We start from the raw sequence: 20,986 nt of genomic DNA on the forward strand, positions 1-20,986 counted from the left end.
AGGACTCTTTACGTACCCAGTCCGGGCCGAGTGATCCCGATCGCGTCCGGGCCGCTGTCGCCGGGGCGGCCGGGGGCGGCTGGCTAGCATGGCCCGATGCGCGACAAGACGACCCGGCTGTTCGTGGTGGCGGCGATCGCGGAGGCCTGCTCCTGGCTGGCCCTGCTGGTCGGCATGGCGGTCAAGTACGGCCCGCCGGCGAACGAGATCGGCGTCAAGATCTTCGGGCCGATCCACGGCGCGCTCTTCGTCGCGTACGGGTTGCTGACCCTGGCGGTGGCCCGCCGGCACCGGTGGAGCGTGCCGGTGACCCTGGTGGCGCTGGCCTGCTCGGTGCCGCCGTTCGCCACGCTGGTCTTCGAGCGCTGGGCGCACCGGCGGGGGATGCTGCGCACCGCGCCCGCCCCGGAGCGTCCGCTCACCCCCGTGGGCTGACGGATCGCGGACGGCCTCAGCCGGTGAGGACCGAGCAGGCGTTGAGCCCGGCGACCAGCAGCACGCCGAGCGCCGCCTGCAGCAGCAGCGGCGGCCCGAGGTGCGACCAGAGCGTCGCGGTACGCGGCCGCAGCAGCTGACCGGTGGTCACGTTGACGATCCGCTCCACCCGGGGCGGTAGGTCCGGATCCGGTTGCCGGCGCAGGGTCAGCTGCACGTGGTCGGCGGGGTGCAGGGCGCTCTGCGGCAGGTGGCCGTGCAGCTCAACCTCGTAGAGCAGGCCGGCGTCGTCGCGGATGCGCAGCGGCGTGACCAGGAACTCCGGGCCCTGCTTCAGCTCCTTCCACCTCCGCCGGGCGCCACCTCCGCCGATCGACGACACCAGCGTGCGCAGCAGCATCAGCAGCAGCCCCACCACGCTGGCGGCGGTCACCACCGCGACCAGCACCGGCTGGCCGATCCTGAGCTCCCGCGGATAGCCCTCCATCAGCCGGACCACCCGGCCGGTGAGGATGCCGTCGGTCGGTCGTACCACGCGGGTACGCAGGTCGTACTCCATGATCACACCACCGAGCGTCAGGAAACGTGCACTGATGGTATCGGTCGTCCGACTCCGGCGGCGTGAGTGAACCGAGGTGACATCTCCGGCGGCGCGGGTAAGCGGGCGGCCGAGCCGGAAAGGGGTCGAGCATGCAGCTGTCCTTCCTGCGCCCGCTCTACGATCGTCCCGGGCCGTGGTGCTCGGTCTACCTGGACGCCTCCCGGGACACCCACGACGCGCGACCGGCGGTCGACCTGCGCTGGCGGGCGCTGTCCGAACAGCTCGCCGCGGACGGCGCGGACGAGCCGACCATCGCCGCGCTGGACCGGGTGGTCCGCGGGCACGACCCGATGCCCGGCGACTACGGCCTGGCCGCCTTCGCCACCCGCGGCCGGGTGGTGCTCACCGAGTACCTCGCCGCGCCGCCGCTGCGCGACCTGGCCGCCTGGACCGCGCTGCCGCACGTCATGCCGATGCTGGCCCAGCGCGGCGAGCAGGTCGCCTGGGTGCGGGTGCTGGCGGACCGCACCGGCGCCGACGCGATCGCGGTCAGCGCCGGGGGAGTGCCGCGCAAGGCCCAGGTCACCGGCCGGGAGGACTTCCAGCTGCGCCGGGTCAACCCGGGTGGCTGGTCGCAGTCGCGCTACCAGCGGGCCGCGATGGAGGCCTGGCACCACAACGCCGGCGACGCCGCGGCCGCCACCGCGGAGCTCGCCGAGCGGGTCGGCGCCGAGGTCGTGGTGGTGGCCGGCGACATCCGGGCCACCGGCATGATCGCCGCGCAGCTGCCGGAGCGCTGGCAGAACCTGGTGGTCCGCACCGACGCGGGGGCGCGCACCGGCGGCGCCGACCCGGCCGCCATGGACGACCTCACCGTGCAGACCATCGCCGAGGTCGCCGACCAGCACGTGACGGCGGCGCTGGACCGCTTCGGCATGCAGGAGGACGTCGGGGCCGGCCTGCCCGCCGTGGTCGCCGCCCTGCAACGCAACCAGGTCGACACCATGCTGATCGTCGACGACCCGTCGGCGACCGGGCAGCTCTGGGTCGGTCCGCAGCCCACCGACATCGCCACCGACCCCGGCCAGCTGGCCGCCGTCCGGGACCCGCAACGGGTACGCGCCGACGCGGCCCTGGTGCGCGCCCTGGTCGGCACGGACGCCGAGCTGACCGTGCTCGGGCCGGACGAGGCGCCCGACCTGACCGACGGCGTCGGCGCGGTGCTGCGCTACGTGGACGCCGGCACCCCGGGGCGCGGCAATGGCTGACCGGATCGTCGCGGACCTGGTGGTGGAACGGCTCCGGGCCTGGCGGGTGCCGCGCGCCTTCGGCTACCCGGGCGAGGCGATCGCCCCGGTGGTCGCGGCGTTGGACGCCGCCGGCGGTGACCCGGAGTTCGTGCCCGCGCGGCACGAGGAGACCGCCGCGTTCATGGCCACCGGGCACGCCAAGTTCACCGGCGGGATCGGGGTCTGCCTGGCCACCCAGGGGCCCAGCGCGGTGCACCTGCTCAACGGCCTGTACGACGCGAAGCTGGACAGCAAGCCGGTGGTGGCGATCGTGGGGGAGGACATCACCGGTCCGCTGGGCGGTGCGCACGAGGAGATCGGCCTGAGCCGGCTCTTCGGCGACGTCTGCCAGTTCGTCCGTTACGGCCGGGTGCCGGCTCAGGTGCCGGCGGTGCTGGACCAGGCGTTCCGGACGGCCGCGGCGACCCGCGGCCCGACCTGCGTGGTGCTGCCCCGGGCGCTGCAGGTCGCGGCCGTGCCGGACCTCGAGTCGTACGCGGCCGGGGTGTTCACCGCCACGCCCGGCGAGCCGCTGGCCCGGGTGCTGCCGCACGACGCCGACCTGGACGCCGCCGCGTCGCTGCTCACCGTGGGGAACCGGGTGGCGATCCTGATCGGGCAGGGGGCCCGGGGCGCGGAGGAGGAGATCATCGCGCTCGCCGACCGGCTCGGCGCCGGGGTGGCCACCTCACTGCTGGGCAAGCCCGTGCTCGACGAGCGGCTGCCGTTCCACACCGGTGTGCTCGGCGAGGTGGGCACCACCGCCGCCGCCCAACTGATGGGTGGCGCCGACACCCTGCTGCTGGTCGGCACCAACGACCCGTGGACGGACTACTTCCCGATGCCCGGCCAGACCCGCACCGTCCAGGTCGACATCGACGGCCGGCGGATCGGCACCCGGTACCCGGTCGACGTGCCGCTGGTCGGCGACGCCACCGAGACGCTGCGGGCCCTGCTGACCCGGGTGGCCGACCACCCCAACCGGGACTGGCGCTCCACCGTGGAGCGATCGGTCGACCGGTGGCGCGAGGACGCGGTGGCCCGGGCCGCCGAGCCGGCCGAGCCGGTCAACCCACAGCAGGTGCTCCAGGAGCTGTCCCCCCGGTTGTTCCACACCGGCGCCGTCGCCGTGGACGTCGGTTCGGTGCTCTACTGGTACGCCCGGCACCTGGAACTGCCGCCAGGGGTCAACGCCCAGCTCTGCGGCACGCTCGGCTCGATGGGCTGCGGCCTGCCGTACGCGGTGGCGGCGAAGCTGGCCCGGCCGCACGAGCCGGTGGTGGCGCTGCTCGGTGACGGGGCGATGCAGCTCAACGGCCTGGCCGAGCTGATCACGGTGGCGCACCGCTGGCAGGACTGGCCGGATCCGCGGCTGGTGGTGCTGGTGCTCAACAACCGCGACCAGTCCGGCATGGGTGGCGGCCGACCGGTCACCGGCACCGGGGGCCGCCGGCCCGACGTGCCGTACGCCGGCTGGGCCCGGCTGCTGGGGCTGCACGGCGTCCGGGTGGACCGGCCGGAGCTGGTCGGGGCGGCCTGGGACGAGGCGCTCGCCGCCGACCGACCCTGCGTGCTGGAGGCGGTGGTGGACCCGGCGGTGTCGCTGCGTCCGCCGGAGCCGGCCCTGGCCGACCTGCGCGGCGTCTTCGCCGACGGCGAGGCCGCCCGCCGGATCCGGGACACCGCGCTGGCCGCCCGCACCGTGGTGGAGGCGGAGGACCTGGTTTAGCGTCCCAGGTCGGCCGGAACCGGTTCTCCCCGGTTGGGCGGGGACACCCTCGGCCGCCGCTCGATCGGCGTACCGACGTCCGGCAGAGGGTTGGTGCCATAGGCGGCGGATGCCCCGTTTAGACCCCATAGGGACGGGAAGCCGCCCCGCGTGGTGAGCGAACGAGGCAGGGTGGGCCCGGTGCCCAAGGCGCCCCAGGGGCCGACGGCCGACGGCGCCGGACTGGCCGGCGACCGGGTGGTGGCCGTGCAGAGCACCGGCCGGGTGCTGGTGGCCGCGGCCGCCCGCGCGCTGCGCGGCGTGGACTGCGCCGACCTCGGCCAGCCCACCCCGCTGTCCCGCTTCACCCCCGCGCCCGAGCCGGTCCGCCGCGCAGCGGCGGCCCGCGCCGCCGGACGGGTGGCGCTCACCGTCGCCCAGACCGCCGAGGTGGACGCCGAGCGGGTGGCCCGGTGGATCGTGGACCAGTACCCGCACCGCCGCTACGCCGGCGTGGTGCTCGGCTCGCCGCACGCCGCGGCGGTGCACCTCGCCGTCGCGCTCGGCGTGCCGTGGCTGCCCGCCGCGTTCGAGATGAGCGTGCACTGGGCCGGCGGCGCGGTGGACCGGCCGCGGGCCGCGCTCGACCACGGGGCGGCGCTCGCCGCCCGACTGCTGGCCGGCAACCCGGACCTGCACGTACGGCAGGTGCACTGTCCGGCCAGCCGGGGCGCGTCGGCCGGCGCGACGGTGGCGCTGACCGCCCGCTGGCGGGGGCTCCCGGCGGCGTACGCGCGCTTCCTGGCCGACCGGCTGGCCCCGGGCGCCCCGCTGGTGCTGGTCCGCGACGCCCGGACCTGGCCGGTACGTGACGAGGGTCAGGGGCACAGCTTCCAGGTCGGCTCCCCGGCCAGCGGGTTGGAGCCGGTGGACTTCCACCCGGACTCGCACGCCCTGCGGCAGGTGCTGCGCTCGGCCGGCGGCGACGGGGACCGGTGGGAGCCGCCGGAGGTGTCCGCGGCCGGCGGGGCCGCCGAGCACGACGTGGAGGCGGGCTTCGAGGCCGACGCCCGGCAGTTCGCCCAGCGGCGGGGCCACGCCCTGCGCCAGGTGCTGGTGCCGCAGCCGGCCGCGCTCAGCGCGGCCACCGCCGACCTGTACCGGAGGTGGCTGCGCGGCGCGGGCAAGACCGGTGACCGGCTGGTGGTCGAGTGCGGCCGGCTGCTCGACCCGTGGCAGGTGGTCCGGGCCGGCATGGTGCCGTACTGGTGCGAGAACGCGACCCGACGCAGCGTGGAGGGGGTGGAGTGGTGGCTGGCCGGCAGTGAGCCGTTCAGCTCGGTGGACGTGCTGCCCGAATCGCCCGGGATGCGGTCGCCGGCCCTGGCCGGGCTGCCGCAGTGGCTGGCGGTGGCCGCGTTCGGCCGGCGCCGGCGCGCGCTGGACCGGACGGCCGCGCGGGGCTACCCGGTCGCCGCGGTGCCCACGAAGCGGGCCACCGAGGTGCTCCGCGGCCAGCCGTACGACCTGCCCGTACCGCCCCCGCTGGGGGTCGACGAGGCGCTGGCCACGCTGCGCGACACCGGTGCCCCGCTGGGCCTCGCGGTCTCCTGAGAACCCCCCGGATCGGGACGTCCGGCGCGTCGCCGCACGGCCCCGCCGGGCCAGCCGGCCGAAACATCCTCGCGAACCCCGGGTCCCGTGGTTGAGTACCTGGGGAGCGGGAACACCGCTCGCTGCGACGGCCCAGTCCACGCTGCGCAGCAGCAGTTCGTCGCTCCCGCGCGCCGGTGACGCCGGCGCGCCAGGTGACCCAACCTCTGACCCGGTGCCGTGGCTCGACCACGCGCACGACCGGCTCCGATTCCGGGCGGGGACCTTCGGAGAGGGAGGCGCGGATGTTCGGACAGACCAGCACGACCACACCGCCACCACCACCCACCGATCGCGGACTGGAGGACCTGGACGCGGCCGCCCTGGCGTACGCCGCGCGGATCGCCGGCCTGCCACCCGAGCGCCGGGGGGAGGCGCGCGACGACCTGGTCCGGTTCGCGCTGCCCTTCGCCGGTCGGCTGGCCCGCCGGTACCGCGGCCGCGGCGAGCCGCTGGAAGACCTCGAGCAGGTCGCCCGGCTCGGCCTGGTCAACGCCGTCGACCGGTACGACCCCGAGCGGGGCTCGTTCACCGCGTACGCCGCGATCACCATCGTCGGCGAGATCAAGCGGCACTTCCGGGACCGCACCTGGGGGGTGCACGTGCCGCGCCGGCTGCGCGACCTGATCCTGGAGGTCGGGCAGGCCACCGCGGCGCTGACCAGCGAGCTGTCCCGGGCGCCCACGGTCGCCGAGTTGTCGGCGCGGCTGGAGACCCCGCAGGAGGAGATCCTGGCGGCGCTGGAGTCGGCCGCCGGATACAGCCCGGCCTCGCTGAACGCGCCGGTGGGCGGGGAGAGCTCCGCCGAGTTCGGCGACCTGGTCGGCGAGTCGGACAACGCGTTGGAGTCGGTGGACGACCGGGTAACCGTCAGCGGGCTGCTGCACCGGTTGCCCTGGCGGGAGCGGCGGATCCTCGCCATGCGCTTCTACGGCAACCAGACCCAGGCCGAGATCGCCGCCCGGTTCGGCATCTCCCAGATGCACGTGTCCCGGCTGCTGTCCCGGGCGCTGACCTGGCTGCGCCAGGCGATGCTGGCCGACGCGCCGCCGCCGTGGCAGAACGGCGCCGCCGAGACGGAGACCGGGCGCAACCGGATCGCGGTCAAACGCACCGGCGACCGGGTGCTGGTCGAGGTCGGCGGGGAGATCGACCGGGACGGCGCCGACCAGCTGCGCCGGGTGGTGCTGGAGGCGGTCACCGGGCAGCCCCGCGAGGTCGTGGTGGACCTGGACGGCGCCGGTGGGGTGGACGCGGGCGGGATCGCCGCGCTGCTGGCCGGCCGGGACGCCGCCGAACGGACCGGGGTGCCGCTGCGGCTGACCCGGGTGCAGCCGGCCGTCCGCCGGTCGCTCACCGCCGCCGGGCTGCCGGCCACCGTGGAGGCCTGACGCCGGTACGACGAGGGCCGGCCCCCGGTGGGGGCCGGCCCTCGCGACGTGCGGCGGGCGCGGTCAGTGCTCCTCGGTGTCGCCCTTGCTGTGCGGGTGCCGCCAGCGCTCGTTGCCCCGCGGGTCGCGATCGGCGCCGAGGTTGCCGATCTCGGGCTCGTCGGTCTGCTCGAAGCTGGGCCGGCGTACCTCCTCGGGCTCCGGCACGTCCACCGGCCGGGCGCCGGACTGCGGGGCCGGCTGGTACGCCACCGCCTCCCGGGCGCCGTGCGCGCCCTCGGCCGCCGGCGACTCCGGCATGTGGTGCTCGTGCTTCAGCTCCTCGCGGAAGTGCTGCGGCGGCTTGGTGGTGCGCTGCGGCAGGTCCCGACCCAGGTCGGAGACGAGCGGACCGTACTTCGCGTCGAAGGCGGGCCGCTCGGAACGGATCCGCGGCATCCGGTCGAAGTTGCGCAGCGGCGGCGGGCAGGTGGTGGCCCACTCCAGCGAGTTGCCGAAGCCCCACGGGTCGTCCACGGTCACCATCGCGCCGTACCGCCAGGACTTCCAGACGTTGTAGATGAAGAACAGGGTGGACGCCCCGAGCACGAACGACCCGACGCTGGAGATCGTGTTGAGCGTGGTGAAGCCGTCGCTGGGCAGGTAGTCGGCGTACCGCCGGGGCATGCCCTCGTTGCCCAGCCAGTGCTGCACCAGGAAGGTGGCGTGGAAACCGACGAACATCGTCCAGAAGTGCAGCTTGCCCAGCCGCTCGTCGAGCAGCCGCCCGGTCATCTTCGGGAACCAGAAGTACACCCCGCCGAAGGCGGCGAAGACGATGGTGCCGAAGAGCACGTAGTGGAAGTGCGCCACCACGAAGTACGTGTCGGAGACGTGGAAGTCCACCGGTGGGCTGGCCAGCAGCACCCCGGTGAGCCCGCCGAGCAGGAAGGTGACCAGGAACCCGATGGCGAACAGCATCGGCGTCTCGAAGGTGAGCTGCCCCTTCCACATGGTGCCGATCCAGTTGAAGAACTTCACCCCGGTGGGCACCGCGATCAGGTAGCTCAGGAAGCTGAAGAACGGCAGCAGCACCTGGCCGGTGGCGAACATGTGGTGTGCCCACACGCTCATCGACAGCACGGTGATCGCGATGGTGGCCAGCACCAGGCCGGTGTAGCCGAAGATCGGCTTGCGGGAGAAGACCGGGATGATCTCGGTGATGATGCCGAAGAACGGCAGCGCCACGATGTAGACCTCGGGATGGCCGAAGAACCAGAACAGGTGTTGCCAGAGCATCGGCCCGCCGGTGGACGCGTCGTAGACGTGGGCGTTGAGTAGTCGGTCGGCGCCCAGCGCCAGCAGCGCCGCCGCCAGCAGCGGGAACACCAGGATCACCAGCACGCTGGTCAGCAGCAGGTTCCAGGTGAAGATCGGCATCCGGAACATGGTCATGCCGGGGGCGCGCAGGGTCAGCACCGTGGTGATCATGTTGACTGCGCCGAGGATGGTGCCCAGGCCGGAGACGACCAGCCCGACCACCCACATGTTGGCGCCGACGCCGGGGGAGTTCTCCACGTCGCTGAGCGGGTTGTACGCGAACCAGCCGAAGTCCGCCGCGCCGCCGGGGGTGAGGTAGCCGCCGAGCACCATCGTCCCGCCGAACAGGTACAGCCAGTAGGCGAACGCGTTGAGCCGCGGGAACGCGACGTCCGGCGCGCCGATCTGCAGCGGGACGATGTAGTTGCCGAACGCGAACACCAGCGGCGTGGCGAACAGCAGCAGCATGATCGTGCCGTGCATGGTGAACGCCTGGTTGTACTGCTCGGGGGAGAGGAACTGCAGCCCCGGCCGGGCCAGCTCGGCCCGGATCAGCAGCGCCAGCACCCCGCCGATCAGGAAGAACACGAACGAGGTGATCAGGTAGAGCAGGCCGATCTGCTTCGCGTCGGTGGTGCCGACCAGCTTGATCAGCTTGTTGCCGGCCAGCGCCGGGCGGACCGGGCCGGGGAAGCCGCCGAACCGCGCCGGGGCGAGGATCGCCGGGCCGCGGTCTCGTGCCGGCTCCGTGGTAACCCGTCTGGCCATGGCTCTTCACCCCGTCGTGACGACAGAAAGGACGGGCGCGACTACCCGCCCCTCCGCCCATGTAACCAGGCGAGAGTGGGAATTTCGGTCAATTCGCCTGGACCAGGGCCCAGACCACCTTGCCGTCCACCAGCGGGGAACTGCCCCACCGCCGCGCGGTCTCCCGCACCAGCAGCAGCCCGCGCCCGCCCTCGGCTCGGGCGCCGGGGGCGGCCGTGGCCACCGTCGAGCGGTTGCCGTCGGTCACCGCGACGTGCAGGTACGGCCGGCGCAGCGTCAGCGTCACCTGCATCGGGGTGTGCGCGTGCCGGACCACGTTGCCGACCAGCTCGCTGAGCACCAGCGAGGCGGGCCCGACCAGCTCCGGCACGTTCCACCGGCCGCAGGCCTCGCCGACCAGCTCGCGGGCCTTGCGGCAGGCCGTCGCCACCGGCTCGAACCGGGCGCGCAGTCGCGGCGCGGACGCCCCGGCGTCGCGGGTGGCCTCCGCGCAGTCGTGGTGCACCGGCACCACCCGGCAGGTGGTGGACTCGGCCAGCCAGGCGGCGGCGTCCGGCGGCGGGGAGCAGAGCACCAGCGGCACGGACGGCCAGCCGGCGGCCTGGCGGGCGGCGGCGACGAAGACCGACAGCGCCAGCCGGTCGGCGACCGTGACCTCGCGCAGGTCGACCACCAGGGCGTCCGGCTGGTCGGTCAGGCAGCGGTCCAGCACGCCGTGGACCGACCGCATGGTGCCGAGGTCGAGGTCGCCGATGAGGCGTACGACGGCCACTCCGGCCTCGTCGCGCACCTGGCAGCTGATCCGGCTCGCCATCGGCCCCTCGATTCCGCTCGCGTGCTGGCTGACCCCCGAACTACCCGGGGCCGCCGCGGGCGAAACCGGACCGACCGGATACCCGCCCTGCTCAGCGGCGATGTCCGTCACGTCGGGTGAGCAGGCCGAGACCGATCATGCCGAGCCCCAGCCCGAGGTGCAGCCAGCCGTCCGGGTCGTCCACGGGCAGGAAGTTGGCCCCGGTGGGCTTGTCGACGACCAGTCCGTACAGCGCCAGCACCAGATAGACCGCGCCGCCGCCGAGCAGGTACGCCCGGGCCTCCCGCGCCCGGCGGGACAGCACCAGGCCGGCCACCCCGAACGCCAGGTGCAGCGCGTTGTGCAGCACCGAGACCCGGAACACCCCGAACAGCTCGGCGCCGGACCCGGGGCCGGCCAGCCGCAGGTCGGCGTAGTCCGTGGTGATCCCGGGCAGGAAGCCCAGCCCCCCGACCAGCAGGAACAGCACCCCGACCGTGGCCGCCGCGCGGCGTACCGGGGCCCGGCCGTCCGCCGGGTTGCGGCGGGCCCGGGAGTGCGCCATCGGTCCGGCCATCCGCGCCCCTCTCGTCGGGGCGCGGGAATTCCCCTGACCCGACCGGGCAAACCCGGGCCCGGACCGTGCGGTCCGGGCCCGGGCAAGGGGGTACGCGACGGCTCAGGCGACCTGCAACTGCCGTTCGGCCACGCCCTGGCGGACCCGCTCGTAGAGCGCGACGTAGCGCTCGGCCATCACCGCGGGGGTGAACCGCGTGGCGGCCTCGCGCCGGCACTCGTCCGGGTCCAGCTGGTCGGCCGCGAGCAGCAGGTCGCCCAGCTCCTCCTCGTCGGTGGTGAGCAGGCCGGTGCGGCCGTGCTCGATCAGCTCCGGCAGGCAGCCGCGGGAGGTGGCCACCACCGGGGTGCCCAGCGCGAGCGACTCGACCACCGCGGTGCCGCCCGGCTCCTCCCAGCGCAGCGGGAAGAGCGAGGCCTTCGCGCCGGCCAGCAGGTCGTCGCGGTCCTGGCCGGCCACGGTGCCGACCCAGCGCACCAGGTCGCCGTCGACGTGCGGGGCCACCTCGTCGTAGAAGAACCGCACGTCCGGGTTCTGCCGGGCCTCGTCGCCCGCCGCGGCCAGATCCTCCGGCCGGTGGTACGGCCCTACCGGGCCGGCCAGCACCAGCGGCACCCCGACCCGGTGGGCCAGCCGGGCGCCGACGTCCTGACCCTTGCCCGGGTTGATCCGACCCAGGATGAGCGCGTAGTCGCCCTTCTCCGCCCGGGGGGCGCGGTCGGCGTCGACCGCGAGCGGGGTGGACAGGTGCACGTGCCCGACCGAATGGTCCCGCAGCGCCTGGGGGGCGCGGGCCAGCTGCGAGGCGGACACGCCGTTGACCCGGACCCGGGCGCCGGCGTCCAGGTTGCCGTAGAACTCGGGGTGCTTGCACAGGTCCCAGTGCAGGGTGTGCAGGGCGGGCGGGGCGTCCGGGCCCATCGCCGCCATGGTGGCCAGCCCGACCGCCTCCACGTGGTCGTGGACCAGGTCGATGTCGTTCCGGTCGCGCAGCAGCCGCACCACGCCGTTGAGGTGCGCCTGGGAGACCCCGCAGACCTGGTTGTACGGCCGCTGCAGGGCGTGGAACTGACCGTCGGGAAAGACGGAGAACTTCTCGTCCACCGGCAGGGTGCTGCTGTCCACCGAGGCCAGCACCACCTTGACGCCGAGGCGGCGCAGCTCGGGCACCAGGGTCGCGATGACGTTCTCGATCCCGCCGTAACCGGGGGGCGGCACGGACAGCCAGGGTCCGGCGTTCATCAGCACGGTGAGAGTCATCGGGTCGTGGTCCTTCCCTCGGCGGGGCCGCCGTCGGCCGTCCGCCCCAACACGTCAGAGACCGGCCCGCAGGGCCGGTCGTACCGCCACGGTCGCTCGGACCGCCTCACGCCGCTGCCACCCGGCGCCGCGGCACCCGGTGGCGCAGCTGCGCCAGTGGCGGCCGCTCCTCCACCGAGACGTCGCTGACCACGATCTCCCGATCCAGGTTGGGCAGCGCGTCCGAGCCGCCCCGACGGAACTGGGTGAGCAGGGTGGCCGGCATCGTGCCGGGGCTGGCCCAGCCGCGCCGCTGCAGCCGCGACCAGGCGGTGTGCATGATCTGCGCGGACATCCGGCCCAGCGCCGCCGTGTCCTGGTGGCGGTGCTTGCGCTCGCCGAGGTCGACCTGGGCGAGCGCGTCCAGGCCGACCAGCTCCAGCAGGTCGATCAGCATCGCCGTCTCGACCCCGTAGCCAGAGACGAACGGCACCCGCGAGAGCACCTCGCGACGGCCGGCGTACTCACCCGCGAGGGGCTGCACGAAGCCGGCCAGCTCCGGCCAGAACAGGTTCAGCAGCGGCCGGGCCATCAGCTCGGTCACCCGCCCGCCGCCGTCGGCCTCGGTGCTGGTCGCCCCGACCAGCGGCCGGTGGTAGAAGCCCTTGACGAAGTCGACCGACGGGTCGGTCAGCAGCGGGCCGATCAGGCCGGTCACGAAGTGTGGCCGGAACTCCCGCAGGTCGGCGTCGACGAACGCGACGACGTCGCCCTCGGCGGCGGCGAGGCCGGCCCAGAGCGCGTCGCCCTTGCCGGTCAGCCGCGGCAGGCCCCGGGTCATCGCGTCCTGGCTGACCACCTCGGCGCCGGCGGCCCTGGCCACCCGCGCGGTCTGGTCGGTCGACCGCGAGTCCACCACGATCAGCTCGTCGACCAGGGCCACCCGGTCCATCAGGTGTTCGCGGATGGTGGCCACGATCGCACCGACCGTGGCCTCCTCGTTGCGGGCCGGCAGCACCACGCTGACCCGGCTGTCACCCTTGGCCCGCAGCAGCCGGTCCACCGGCCAGTCCTGCGCCGACGTGGTCCGGTACGTCGCCCATGCCTCCACGACGGGTGAGACGATCGATTCTGAATCCCGCACTGGCACACCCCCAGATCGTGGCGGAAAGAGCGGATTGGGTTTTCCCATCCACGCCCCCACGCTAACCGGATCATGACTAACAGCTTGATCACGAAGGTCACACTCTCCGGTTCCGGGCAGGTGAACGGCTGATTGCCGGCACGCCCGGGTTTCGCGTTCCACCAGCGCGGGGAGTTCTGAAGCCGCAAATCGTGAAAAGCGTCGAGAGGGTCTGTGGAATGCGCACGTGCCGGGTGGGACTGGTAGGAGCCGGTGGGGTGGCGCAACGCCACGCCAGGGTGTTGAGCGGCTTCGAGGACGTGGAACTGCTCGGGGTGACCGACGTGGCCCGGGACGCGGCGCAGGAGCTGGCCGCCGCGCACGGTGGGCGGGCGTTCGCCGACATCGACGAGCTGCTGGCCGCCGGGCCGGACGCGGTGTACGTCTGCGTGCCGCCGTTCGCGCACGGTCCGGTGGAGGAGGCGGTGATCGCCGCCGGCGTGCCGATGTTCGTGGAGAAGCCGGTCGCGGTCGACCTGGACACCGCCGAGCGGATCGCCGCGCTGGTGCAGGAGAAGCAGCTGCTGACCGCGGTGGGCCACCACTGGCGCTACCTGCACGTGGTCGAGCAGGCCCGCGAGCTGCTCGCCGGCCGGCCGGTCCGGATGGTCAACGGCGCCTGGCTGGACAAGGTCCCCCCGGTGGCCTGGTGGGCCGTGCGGGACCGCTCCGGCGGCCCGGTGGTGGAGCAGGCCGCGCACGTGCTGGACCTGATCCGCGCGCTGGTCGGCGAGGCGACCGAGGTGACCGCGTACGGCGACGGCACCCCGCCGCCGGTCGACGGCGCCGACATCGACTCGGTGACCGCCGCGACCATCCGGTTCGCCGGCGGCGCGGTCGGCACCCTGGCCGCCGCCTGCGTGCTCAACTGGAAGCACCGGGCCGGGCTGGAGATCCTCGCCGACGGGCTGGCGCTGTCGCTGGCCGAGGACGGGCTGACCGTCCGGGACGCCGACGGGGAGCGCCGGATCGGGTCCGACCCGGACGGCGCCCGGGTGGCCGTCGACCGGGCCTTCATCGACGCGGTCACCGGGGTCGGCGACGACGTCCGGGTGCCGTACGCCGAGGCGCTGCGCACCCAGCGCCTCGCCCTCGCGGTCGCCGAGTCGGCGCGTACCGGGCGCAGCGTGACGCTGCCCACCGGCCCGGCCGCCGTTCCCGCGCCGGCGGGGGTGGGCGCCGATGCGTGACACCGTCGTGGCGGTCACCGCCCCGGGCACCGTCGAGCTGATCGAGCAGGACTCCGGCGAGCTGCCCGAGGGCAGCTTCCGGGTGGAGACGCTCTACAGCGGGGTCTCCGCCGGCACCGAGCTGAGCTTCGTCAAGGGCACCAACCCGTACCTCAACGTGACCTGGAACGCCGGCCTGGGCCTGTTCCAGCCCGGCGAGGCGAGCACCCCGTACCCGGTCACCCGGCTGGGGTACATGCAGGTCGGTCGGGTGGTGCAGAGCCGTACCCCGGCGATCGCCGTCGGCACGGTCGGCGCGATGACGTACGGCCACCGCACCGGCTACGTGGCCGACCCGCTGGCCGAGCGGTTCGTGCCGCTGCCCGACGACCTGGACCCGCTGCTCGGCGTCTACGTCGCGCACATGGGCCCGATCTGCGCCAACGGCGTGCTGCACGCCGCCGCCGACCTGTGCGGCACCGACGTGCGCTCGCTGGGCGACGGGGTGCGCGGCCGGCGGGTCGCGGTGGTCGGCAGCGGGGTGGTGGCCCTGCTCACCGCCCTGTTCGCCAAGCGGCACGGCGCTGCCTCGGTGGTGGTGCTCGACCCCACCCCGGCGCGCCGGCAGGTCGCCGAGGCGCTCGGCCTGGAGACCCTCGACCCCGAGGCCGACGACCCGGCCGTGGTGCTGAAGACCCGGTGGAACCACGCGGCCGGCGACCGGGGTGCCGACGTGGTGTTCCAGTGCCGGGGCCAGGCCTGGGCGATGCAGCTGGCGCTGCGCCTGCTGCGTCCCCAGGGCACCGTGATCGACCTGGCGTTCTACCAGGGCGGCGCGGAGGCGGTGCGGTTCGGCGAGGAGTTCCACCACAACGGGCTGTCGCTGCGCTGCGCCCAGATCGGCCGGGTCCCGCGCGGGCTCGCCCCGACCTGGGACCGGGAGCGGCTCTCCGCCGAGACCATCGACCTGCTGCGGCAGTACGGAGACCTGATCCGCAAGCACCTGGTCTCCGCGGTCGTCCCGTTCTCCGAGGCCCCGCAGCTGCTCACCGACCTGGCCGAGCGGCGCCGCTCGGAACTGCAGGTGGTGTTCACCGCCTGATCCACCGCCGGGTGGCGACCGGCGGGCGACCGGCGGCTACCGTCGGCGCATGAGCACCGCAGTCGCCCGGCCGGGCGGTCTCGCCGCCCTGCTGCCGTACCTGCGCGCCCACCGCGGCACCCTCGCCGTGGTGGGCGCGCTCTCGCTGGCCGGGGCCGGCGCCTCGCTGGCCCAGCCGCTGCTGACCCGGGAGGTGCTCGACGCGCTGACCGCCGCCCGGCCGGTCACCGGCCTGGTCGTGGTGCTGGTCGGGCTGGTGGTGGCGGGCGCGGCGCTCGGCGGCCTGCGCGACTACCTGCTGCAGCGCACCGCCGAGGGGCTGGTGCTGGGCACCCGTCGCCGGCTGGCCGGGCACCTGCTGCGGCTGCCGATCGCCGAGTACGACCGTCGCCGCACCGGCGACCTGCTGTCCCGGGTCGGCTCGGACACCACCCTGCTGCGTGCCGTGGTCACCTCCGGCCTGTTCGAGACGGTCACCGGGGCGGTGCTGGTGGTCGGCGCGGCCGCCGCGATGGCCCTGCTCGACCCGGTGCTGTTCGGGGTGACCATGGTCGGGGTGGCCGGCGGCATCGGCTTCGCGGTGACGTTCGCCCGCCGGGTGCGCGGGCTGTCCCGCGCCGCCCAGGAGCGGATCGGCGAGATGACCTCCGCGGTGGAGCGGGCGGTCTCCGGGGCGCGGACCATCCGCGCCGCCCGGGCGGAGACCCGCGAGACCGAGGCGGTCGCCGCCGGCGCCGAGGCCGCGTACCAGGCCGGGCTACGGGTGGCCCGGGTGCAGGCCTTCGTCGGCCCGCTCAGCACGGTCACCATCCAGGGCGCGTTCCTGCTGGTCCTCGGCGTGGGCGGGGCCCGGGTGGCGGCCGGGGCGATCAGCGTCGGCGACCTGGTGGCCTTCGTGATGTTCCTGTTCTTCCTGGTGCTGCCGCTGGGGCAGGCGGTGCACGCGTACACCCAGCTGCAGACCGGGCTCGGCGCGTTGCAGCGGATCGAGGAGATGTTCGACGTACCGGTGGAGGGGGCCGGGGACGACCCGGACCCGGCGCCGGCAGCACCCGCCGGCGGGCCGGCGGTGATCGAGTTCGACCGGGTCGGCTTCGGCTACCCGGGTGGGCCGGCGGTGCTGCGCGAGGTCAGCTTCACCGTGCCGGCGGGCACCCGCACCGCCCTGGTCGGGCCCTCCGGCGCCGGCAAGTCGACGCTGCTGGCCCTGGTGGAGCGCTTCTACGAGGTGACCGAGGGGGCGTTGCGGCTGGACGGGGTGGACGTGCGCCGGCTGCCCCGCGACGCGCTGCGGGCCCGGCTGGGCTACGTCGAGCAGGAGGCGCCGCTGCTGGCCGGCACCCTGCGGCAGAACCTGCTGCTCGGCGTCGGCGCCGCCACCGACGAACGGCTGCGGGCCGCGCTGGACGACGTGAACCTGGGCCACCTGGTCGAGCGGACCGCCGCCGGGCTGGACGTCCAGGTCGGCGAGGGTGGGGTGCTGCTGTCCGGCGGGGAGCGCCAGCGGCTGGCCATCGCCCGGGCGCTGCTCGCCGGGCCGCCGGTGCTGCTGCTGGACGAGCCGACCAGCAACCTGGACGCCCGCAACGAGGCGGCGCTGCGCCGGGCCATCGACGCGGTGGCCGTGCGGCGGACCCTGCTGATCGTGGCGCACCGGCTCGCCACGGTCGTCGACGCCGACCAGATCGTGGTGCTCGACGGCGGTCGGGTGGTCGCCGTGGGCACCCACCACGAGCTGACCGGGACCAGCCCGCTCTACCGCGAGCTGGCCGCCCACCAACTGCTGCTGAGCTGACTGCCGGGCCCCCGCGAGCTGCTCGGACGCCGATCGGACGGGACACACCGGCGCGGGCCGCCCGACCGGGCAGCGATCGGGCCGCCGGTTCGCGTACCGTTGCCGCTCATGGGTGTGTCGCAACGCTTGAAGAGCAGGGTCCGGCGGTTCCTCCAGCGCCCGGGGACGACGGTCGACCTGGCGCCGCTGGAGAAGTTGCTGCCGGGCATCGAGGCGCGCGAGGAGGAGCTGCGGGCGCTCGACGACGCCGCGCTCACCGAGGCCGCCGGCGCCGCCACCGGCTACCAGGAGATCTGCGCGGTCGGCCGCGAGGCCGCCCGCCGCGGGCTCGACCAGCGGCCGTACGACGTGCAGCTGCTCGGCGCCATGTCGCTGCTGTCCGGCAAGGTCGCCGAGATGGCCACCGGGGAGGGCAAGACGCTCACCGCCACCGTCGCCGCGTACGGGCACGTGCGGATGGGCAACGGGCCGGTGCACGTGCTCACCGTCAACGACTACCTGGCCCGCCGGGACGCCGAGTGGATGGAGCCGGTCTACCGGCTGCTCGGGCTGACCGTGGGCTGGGTCAACGAGGCCTCCACCCCCGCCCAACGGCGGTCGGCGTACGGCTGCGACGTCACCTACGTCTCGGTCAGCGAGGCCGGCTTCGACTTCCTCCGCGACCAGCTGGTCACCGACCTCGCCGACCGGGTGCAGCCGCCGCTGGCCACCGCCATCGTCGACGAGGTCGACTCGATCCTGATCGACGAGGCGCGGGTGCCGATGGTGCTGGCCGGCGCGGTCGCCGGCGACCAGGACCCGGTGCAGTCCGCCGCGGCGCTGGTGCGCGGGCTGCGCAAGGGCGCGCACTACACCATCCCCGAGGACGGCCGCAGCGTCGCGTTCACCAGCGAGGGCCTGGCCGCCGTCGAGGCCCGCCTGGACGGCATCGACCTGTACGACACCGAGCACGTCGGGCAGCTCTCCGCGGTGAACGTGGCGCTGCACGCGCACGCCCTCCTGCACCGCGACGTGGACTACATCGTCCGGGACGGCTCGGTGGAGCTGATCGACGAGATGCGCGGCCGGGTGGCCCAGCGCCGCCGCTGGCCGGACGGGCTGCAGGCCGCCGTCGAGGCCAAGGAGGGGCTGGCCGCCACCGCCGAGGGTGAGGTGCTCGGCACCATCGCGGTGCAGGGCTTCATCACCCTGTACCCGAAGCTCTGCGGGATGACCGCGACCGCGGTGCTGGTCGGCGACCAGCTGCGCGAGTTCTTCGGCCTCGAGGTGGCGGTGATCCCGCCGAACACCCCGTGCGTCCGCGAGGACGAGCCGGACCGGATCTACGCCACCCGGGCCGAGAAGGAGGAGGCGCTCGTCGACGAGATCCGGCGCCAGCACGAGCGGGGCCGTCCGGTGCTGGTCGGCACCCTGGACGTCAAGGAGTCCGAGGGGCTGGCCGCCGCCCTGCACGCGGCCGGGGTGCCGTCGGTGGTGCTCAACGCCAAGAACGACGACGAGGAGGCCGCGATCATCGCCGAGGCCGGCGCGTACGGCGCGGTCACCGTCTCCACCCAGATGGCCGGCCGGGGCGTCGACATCCGGCTGGGCGGCAGCGACCAGGCCGACCGGGACCGGGTCGCCGAGCTGGACGGGCTGTACGTGATCGGCAGCGGCCGGCACGACAGCCGGCGGGTGGACGATCAGCTGCGCGGCCGGGCCGGCCGGCAGGGTGACCCGGGTGGCTCGGTCTTCTTCGTCAGCCTGGAGGACGAGCTGGTGGTCCGGCACGCCGGCGACGCCGTGCCCGCGTCGCCGCGGATGAACGCCGACGGCCTGGTCACCGACGAGCAGGTGGACTACGCGGTGGAGCACGCCCAGCGGGTCGCCGAGGGCGTCGCCCACGAGATCCACCGCAACACCTGGCGCTACAGCGTGGTGATCGAGCAGCAGCGCAAGGCCCTGGCGGAGCGCCGGGAGCGGCTGCTGACCACCGACGTCGCGGCGCTGATGCTGCTCGACCGGGTGCCGGAGAAGGCCGGCGAGCTGGACGAGGAGCTGTTGGCCCGGGTGGCCCGGTCGATCGCGCTGTTCCACCTCGACCGGCTCTGGGCCGAGCACCTGGCCGAGCTGTCCGAGGTGCGGGAGGGCGTGCACCTGCGGGCGCTGGGCCGCCTCGACCCGCTGGACGAGTTCCACCGGGCGGCGGTGCCGGCGTTCAACAACCTCGTCCCGGAGATCGAGCGGCGGACCATCGACACGTTCACCGAGACCGAGTTCGACGGGGACTGGCAGCCGGACTCTTCGAAGCTGGTGCGGCCCACCGCCACCTGGACGTATCTGGTGCACGACAACCCGTTCGGCTCCGAGCTGGACCGGTTGATCGCGTCGATCGGCCGGCGGCTCTCCGCCGCCCGCTGAGCATCGCGTAGGGGCCTCCGCCCGGGTCGTTCCGGCCGGGCGGAGGCCCCTTTGCGCGGTTTCGATCCCGGTTTGCGAGGGTAGTAGGCCGGGGCTCACGAATCGGGGGAGAGATCGTAACGATGACACAGGCAATGGCGCCGGTGCCGGGCATCGGACGGTGCGTGGGGGCCGTGGGCCGGTGAACCTGGATACGCGGGAGCCGACGATCGATACCCTCGGTGTGCTGGAGACCGCCGCCCTGCTGCGTGAACTGACCGCCGGGCTGATCGCGGTGGACGACTTCGACGAGGCGCTGGACCGGCTGGTCCGGGTCGCCCGGGACGCCGTACCCGAGGTCACCTGGTGCGGGTTCACCGCGCTGCGGGCCGGTGAGCCAGCCGGCGTGGCCGCCTCCGACCCGCGGCTGGCCGAGCTGGACGACCTGCGGCACGGACCGGAGTCGCCGGCGATGAGCGCGATCACCCGGCGCGAGATGATCATTGCGGGTGACCTCGACGCGGACGGCCGCTGGCCGGCCTGGGCGGTGCGGGCGCGTGGCCTCGGCGTACGGGGGGTGATCTCCGCCCCGGTCGACGTGGACGACCACGTGATCGGCGCGATCAACCTGTACGCCGGCTCCGCCGCACCGTTCACCACCCGGCACCAGCTCACCGCGATGCTGCTGGCCGAGCACGCCGGCTTGCTGCTGGCCGCCGTCCGGGACCGGGCGAAGCAGGCGGCGCGGGCCGGGGAGCTGGACGGGTCGCTGCTCGGCGAGGGCGTGGTGGGGCAGGCGATCGGCGTGATCATGACCCAGCGCGGCTGCCCGGCGCCGGAGGCGCTGGACGTGCTGCGCAGCGCCGCCACCTCGCTGGACATCCCGCTGCGCGAGGTGGCCGAGCGGCTGGTCGCCACGGTCTCCCGCCCGAGGGAGACCTGAGCCACCCGCGCTGAGCTGCTCGTTTCGTCCCGTTGGCGGTCGGGTAGCACCCTGGAGGAGGGCGCTGTCCGATCCTGGGGAGGAATCATGGAGAGCCGGCTGCGGGTGCAGGGGCACCCGATCCAACCGATGCTGGTGACGTTCCCGTTCGGGCTGTTCGTCTGCGCGACCGTGTTCGACCTGGCCGACCTGGCGGGCGGTCCGGCGTTCTTCGGCGAGGTGGGCTACTGGACGGCGGTGGCCGGCCTGGTCGCCGCCGCGCTGACCGCGACGGCCGGCATGGTGGACCTGTGGGACATGCGGCCGGGCCCGGGCCGCCGCAGCGTGGTCACCGTCAACATGGTCAACGCCGGGATGGCCGCCCTGTTCGTGCTGGCCTGCCTGATCCGCGCCGACGCGCCGCGGCACGGCGCCAGCGGCGTGCTGCTGGTCACCGAGCTGGTGGCGCTGGCGGTCGGCGCGGTCGGCGTCGCGCTGGGCGCCCGGCTGATGCGCCGGTTCGACGCCGTCGGGCGGCGCGAGCCGAGCGGGTTCGACCCGCTGAGCGGCGCCACCGTCGAGATCGTCCGCCCCGGCGCCTGATCTGGCGGCCACGCGCCTGATCTGCCGGCCGCCGGCGCGGTGCGGGGCGGATTCGAGCCGGCGGGAATCGCCCACTCCCGCCGGTTCCTCGTCGAGGCCGTCCGGGCGGACTGAGCCACCGCCCCACCCGTCCGGCCGGT

At 74.5% G+C, this 20,986-nt stretch carries 17 protein-coding genes; 11 read left to right on the forward strand and 6 right to left on the reverse strand.

What is annotated here, in order from left to right; all coding sequences use genetic code 11:
* Positions 1 to 96: 96 nt before the first annotated feature.
* Positions 97 to 435, forward strand: coding sequence for a DUF3817 domain-containing protein (locus ACFY3U_RS12620; RefSeq protein ID WP_387199453.1), 339 nt, complete (start codon positions 97 to 99; stop codon positions 433 to 435).
* A 16-nt stretch (positions 436 to 451) separates the two neighbouring features.
* Here ACFY3U_RS12620 and ACFY3U_RS12625 read toward each other — a convergent pair whose 3' ends face one another.
* Complete coding sequence (locus tag ACFY3U_RS12625) at positions 452 to 994, reverse strand: hypothetical protein (protein ID WP_387199455.1); 543 nt, start codon at positions 992 to 994, stop codon at positions 452 to 454.
* Between the two features lie 131 nt (positions 995 to 1,125).
* Between ACFY3U_RS12625 and ACFY3U_RS12630 the strand changes: the two genes are divergently transcribed.
* From ACFY3U_RS12630 to ACFY3U_RS12645, 4 genes are all read left to right on the forward strand, one after another.
* Positions 1,126 to 2,244 (forward strand): Vms1/Ankzf1 family peptidyl-tRNA hydrolase, encoded by a 1,119-nt coding sequence (locus tag ACFY3U_RS12630; RefSeq protein ID WP_387199458.1) that lies wholly within the window; start codon positions 1,126 to 1,128, stop codon positions 2,242 to 2,244.
* Positions 2,237 to 3,994 carry a thiamine pyrophosphate-binding protein gene (locus tag ACFY3U_RS12635; protein ID WP_387199461.1) on the forward strand — a complete coding sequence of 586 codons (1,758 nt, stop codon included), beginning with the start codon at positions 2,237 to 2,239 and terminating at the stop codon, positions 3,992 to 3,994. The genes ACFY3U_RS12630 and ACFY3U_RS12635 overlap by 8 nt, the downstream gene beginning before the upstream one ends.
* Positions 3,995 to 4,174: 180 nt before the next feature.
* The gene (locus ACFY3U_RS12640) at positions 4,175 to 5,587 is read left to right on the forward strand and encodes a hypothetical protein (protein ID WP_387199464.1); all 1,413 of its coding nucleotides are present in this window, start codon (positions 4,175 to 4,177) and stop codon (positions 5,585 to 5,587) included.
* A gap of 284 nt (positions 5,588 to 5,871) precedes the next feature.
* Entirely contained in the window at positions 5,872 to 7,017 is a 1,146-nt protein-coding gene (locus tag ACFY3U_RS12645; protein WP_387199467.1) for a SigB/SigF/SigG family RNA polymerase sigma factor, read from the forward strand.
* 63 nt (positions 7,018 to 7,080) lie between these two features.
* Here ACFY3U_RS12645 and ctaD read toward each other — a convergent pair whose 3' ends face one another.
* The 5 genes from ctaD to ACFY3U_RS12670 all read right to left on the reverse strand — a co-directional run bounded on the left by ctaD (position 7,081) and on the right by ACFY3U_RS12670 (position 12,804).
* Positions 7,081 to 9,084: a cytochrome c oxidase subunit I gene (ctaD, locus tag ACFY3U_RS12650; protein ID WP_387199470.1), complete on the reverse strand. Its 2,004-nt coding sequence runs from the start codon at positions 9,082 to 9,084 to the stop codon at positions 7,081 to 7,083.
* Between the two features lie 88 nt (positions 9,085 to 9,172).
* The gene (locus tag ACFY3U_RS12655) at positions 9,173 to 9,898 is read right to left on the reverse strand and encodes an ATP-binding protein (protein WP_387199473.1); all 726 of its coding nucleotides are present in this window, start codon (positions 9,896 to 9,898) and stop codon (positions 9,173 to 9,175) included.
* Between the two features lie 91 nt (positions 9,899 to 9,989).
* Complete coding sequence (locus ACFY3U_RS12660) at positions 9,990 to 10,454, reverse strand: DUF4383 domain-containing protein (RefSeq protein ID WP_387199476.1); 465 nt, start codon at positions 10,452 to 10,454, stop codon at positions 9,990 to 9,992.
* Positions 10,455 to 10,556: 102 nt separating this feature from the next.
* On the reverse strand, positions 10,557 to 11,714 hold the full coding sequence (locus ACFY3U_RS12665) for a glycosyltransferase (protein ID WP_387199479.1): 1,158 nt from the start codon (positions 11,712 to 11,714) through the stop codon (positions 10,557 to 10,559).
* Between the two features lie 106 nt (positions 11,715 to 11,820).
* The gene (locus tag ACFY3U_RS12670; RefSeq protein WP_387199937.1) at positions 11,821 to 12,804 is read right to left on the reverse strand and encodes a glucosyl-3-phosphoglycerate synthase; all 984 of its coding nucleotides are present in this window, start codon (positions 12,802 to 12,804) and stop codon (positions 11,821 to 11,823) included.
* A gap of 251 nt (positions 12,805 to 13,055) precedes the next feature.
* On the opposite strand from ACFY3U_RS12670, the gene ACFY3U_RS12675 reads away from it, so the two are divergent.
* From ACFY3U_RS12675 to ACFY3U_RS12700, 6 genes are all read left to right on the forward strand, one after another.
* A complete protein-coding gene (locus ACFY3U_RS12675) occupies positions 13,056 to 14,066 on the forward strand; it encodes a Gfo/Idh/MocA family protein (protein ID WP_387199482.1) in 1,011 nt (336 codons plus the stop codon).
* The gene (locus ACFY3U_RS12680; RefSeq protein ID WP_387199485.1) at positions 14,059 to 15,147 is read left to right on the forward strand and encodes a zinc-binding dehydrogenase; all 1,089 of its coding nucleotides are present in this window, start codon (positions 14,059 to 14,061) and stop codon (positions 15,145 to 15,147) included. The genes ACFY3U_RS12675 and ACFY3U_RS12680 overlap by 8 nt, the downstream gene beginning before the upstream one ends.
* 49 nt (positions 15,148 to 15,196) lie before the next feature.
* On the forward strand, positions 15,197 to 16,942 hold the full coding sequence (locus ACFY3U_RS12685; protein WP_387199488.1) for an ABC transporter ATP-binding protein: 1,746 nt from the start codon (positions 15,197 to 15,199) through the stop codon (positions 16,940 to 16,942).
* 108 nt (positions 16,943 to 17,050) lie between these two features.
* Positions 17,051 to 19,342: an accessory Sec system translocase SecA2 gene (gene secA2, locus ACFY3U_RS12690; RefSeq protein ID WP_387199491.1), complete on the forward strand. Its 2,292-nt coding sequence runs from the start codon at positions 17,051 to 17,053 to the stop codon at positions 19,340 to 19,342.
* Between the two features lie 181 nt (positions 19,343 to 19,523).
* Entirely contained in the window at positions 19,524 to 20,264 is a 741-nt protein-coding gene (locus ACFY3U_RS12695) for a GAF and ANTAR domain-containing protein (protein WP_387199494.1), read from the forward strand.
* An 87-nt stretch (positions 20,265 to 20,351) separates the two neighbouring features.
* Positions 20,352 to 20,846, forward strand: a complete 495-nt coding sequence (locus tag ACFY3U_RS12700; protein ID WP_387199496.1) for a DUF2231 domain-containing protein — start codon at positions 20,352 to 20,354, stop codon at positions 20,844 to 20,846.
* Positions 20,847 to 20,986 lie beyond the last annotated feature (140 nt).

The sequence above is a fragment of the Micromonospora sp. NPDC000089 genome, assembly GCF_042899365.1.
Classification (GTDB): domain Bacteria; phylum Actinomycetota; class Actinomycetes; order Mycobacteriales; family Micromonosporaceae; genus Micromonospora.

Coding starts and splice junctions, on each gene's coding strand:
- ACFY3U_RS12655 (WP_387199473.1), bottom strand. CDS start 9,898: ATGGCGAGCCGGATCAGCTGCCAGGTGCGCGACGAGGCCGGAGTGGCC.
- ACFY3U_RS12685 (WP_387199488.1), top strand. CDS start 15,197: ATGAGCACCGCAGTCGCCCGGCCGGGCGGTCTCGCCGCCCTGCTGCCG.
- ACFY3U_RS12665 (WP_387199479.1), bottom strand. CDS start 11,714: ATGACTCTCACCGTGCTGATGAACGCCGGACCCTGGCTGTCCGTGCCG.
- ACFY3U_RS12680 (WP_387199485.1), top strand. CDS start 14,059: ATGCGTGACACCGTCGTGGCGGTCACCGCCCCGGGCACCGTCGAGCTG.
- ACFY3U_RS12625 (WP_387199455.1), bottom strand. CDS start 994: ATGGAGTACGACCTGCGTACCCGCGTGGTACGACCGACCGACGGCATC.
- ACFY3U_RS12620 (WP_387199453.1), top strand. CDS start 97: ATGCGCGACAAGACGACCCGGCTGTTCGTGGTGGCGGCGATCGCGGAG.
- ACFY3U_RS12675 (WP_387199482.1), top strand. CDS start 13,056: ATGCGCACGTGCCGGGTGGGACTGGTAGGAGCCGGTGGGGTGGCGCAA.
- secA2 (WP_387199491.1), top strand. CDS start 17,051: ATGGGTGTGTCGCAACGCTTGAAGAGCAGGGTCCGGCGGTTCCTCCAG.
- ACFY3U_RS12660 (WP_387199476.1), bottom strand. CDS start 10,454: ATGGCCGGACCGATGGCGCACTCCCGGGCCCGCCGCAACCCGGCGGAC.
- ctaD (WP_387199470.1), bottom strand. CDS start 9,084: ATGGCCAGACGGGTTACCACGGAGCCGGCACGAGACCGCGGCCCGGCG.
- ACFY3U_RS12645 (WP_387199467.1), top strand. CDS start 5,872: ATGTTCGGACAGACCAGCACGACCACACCGCCACCACCACCCACCGAT.
- ACFY3U_RS12635 (WP_387199461.1), top strand. CDS start 2,237: ATGGCTGACCGGATCGTCGCGGACCTGGTGGTGGAACGGCTCCGGGCC.
- ACFY3U_RS12700 (WP_387199496.1), top strand. CDS start 20,352: ATGGAGAGCCGGCTGCGGGTGCAGGGGCACCCGATCCAACCGATGCTG.
- ACFY3U_RS12630 (WP_387199458.1), top strand. CDS start 1,126: ATGCAGCTGTCCTTCCTGCGCCCGCTCTACGATCGTCCCGGGCCGTGG.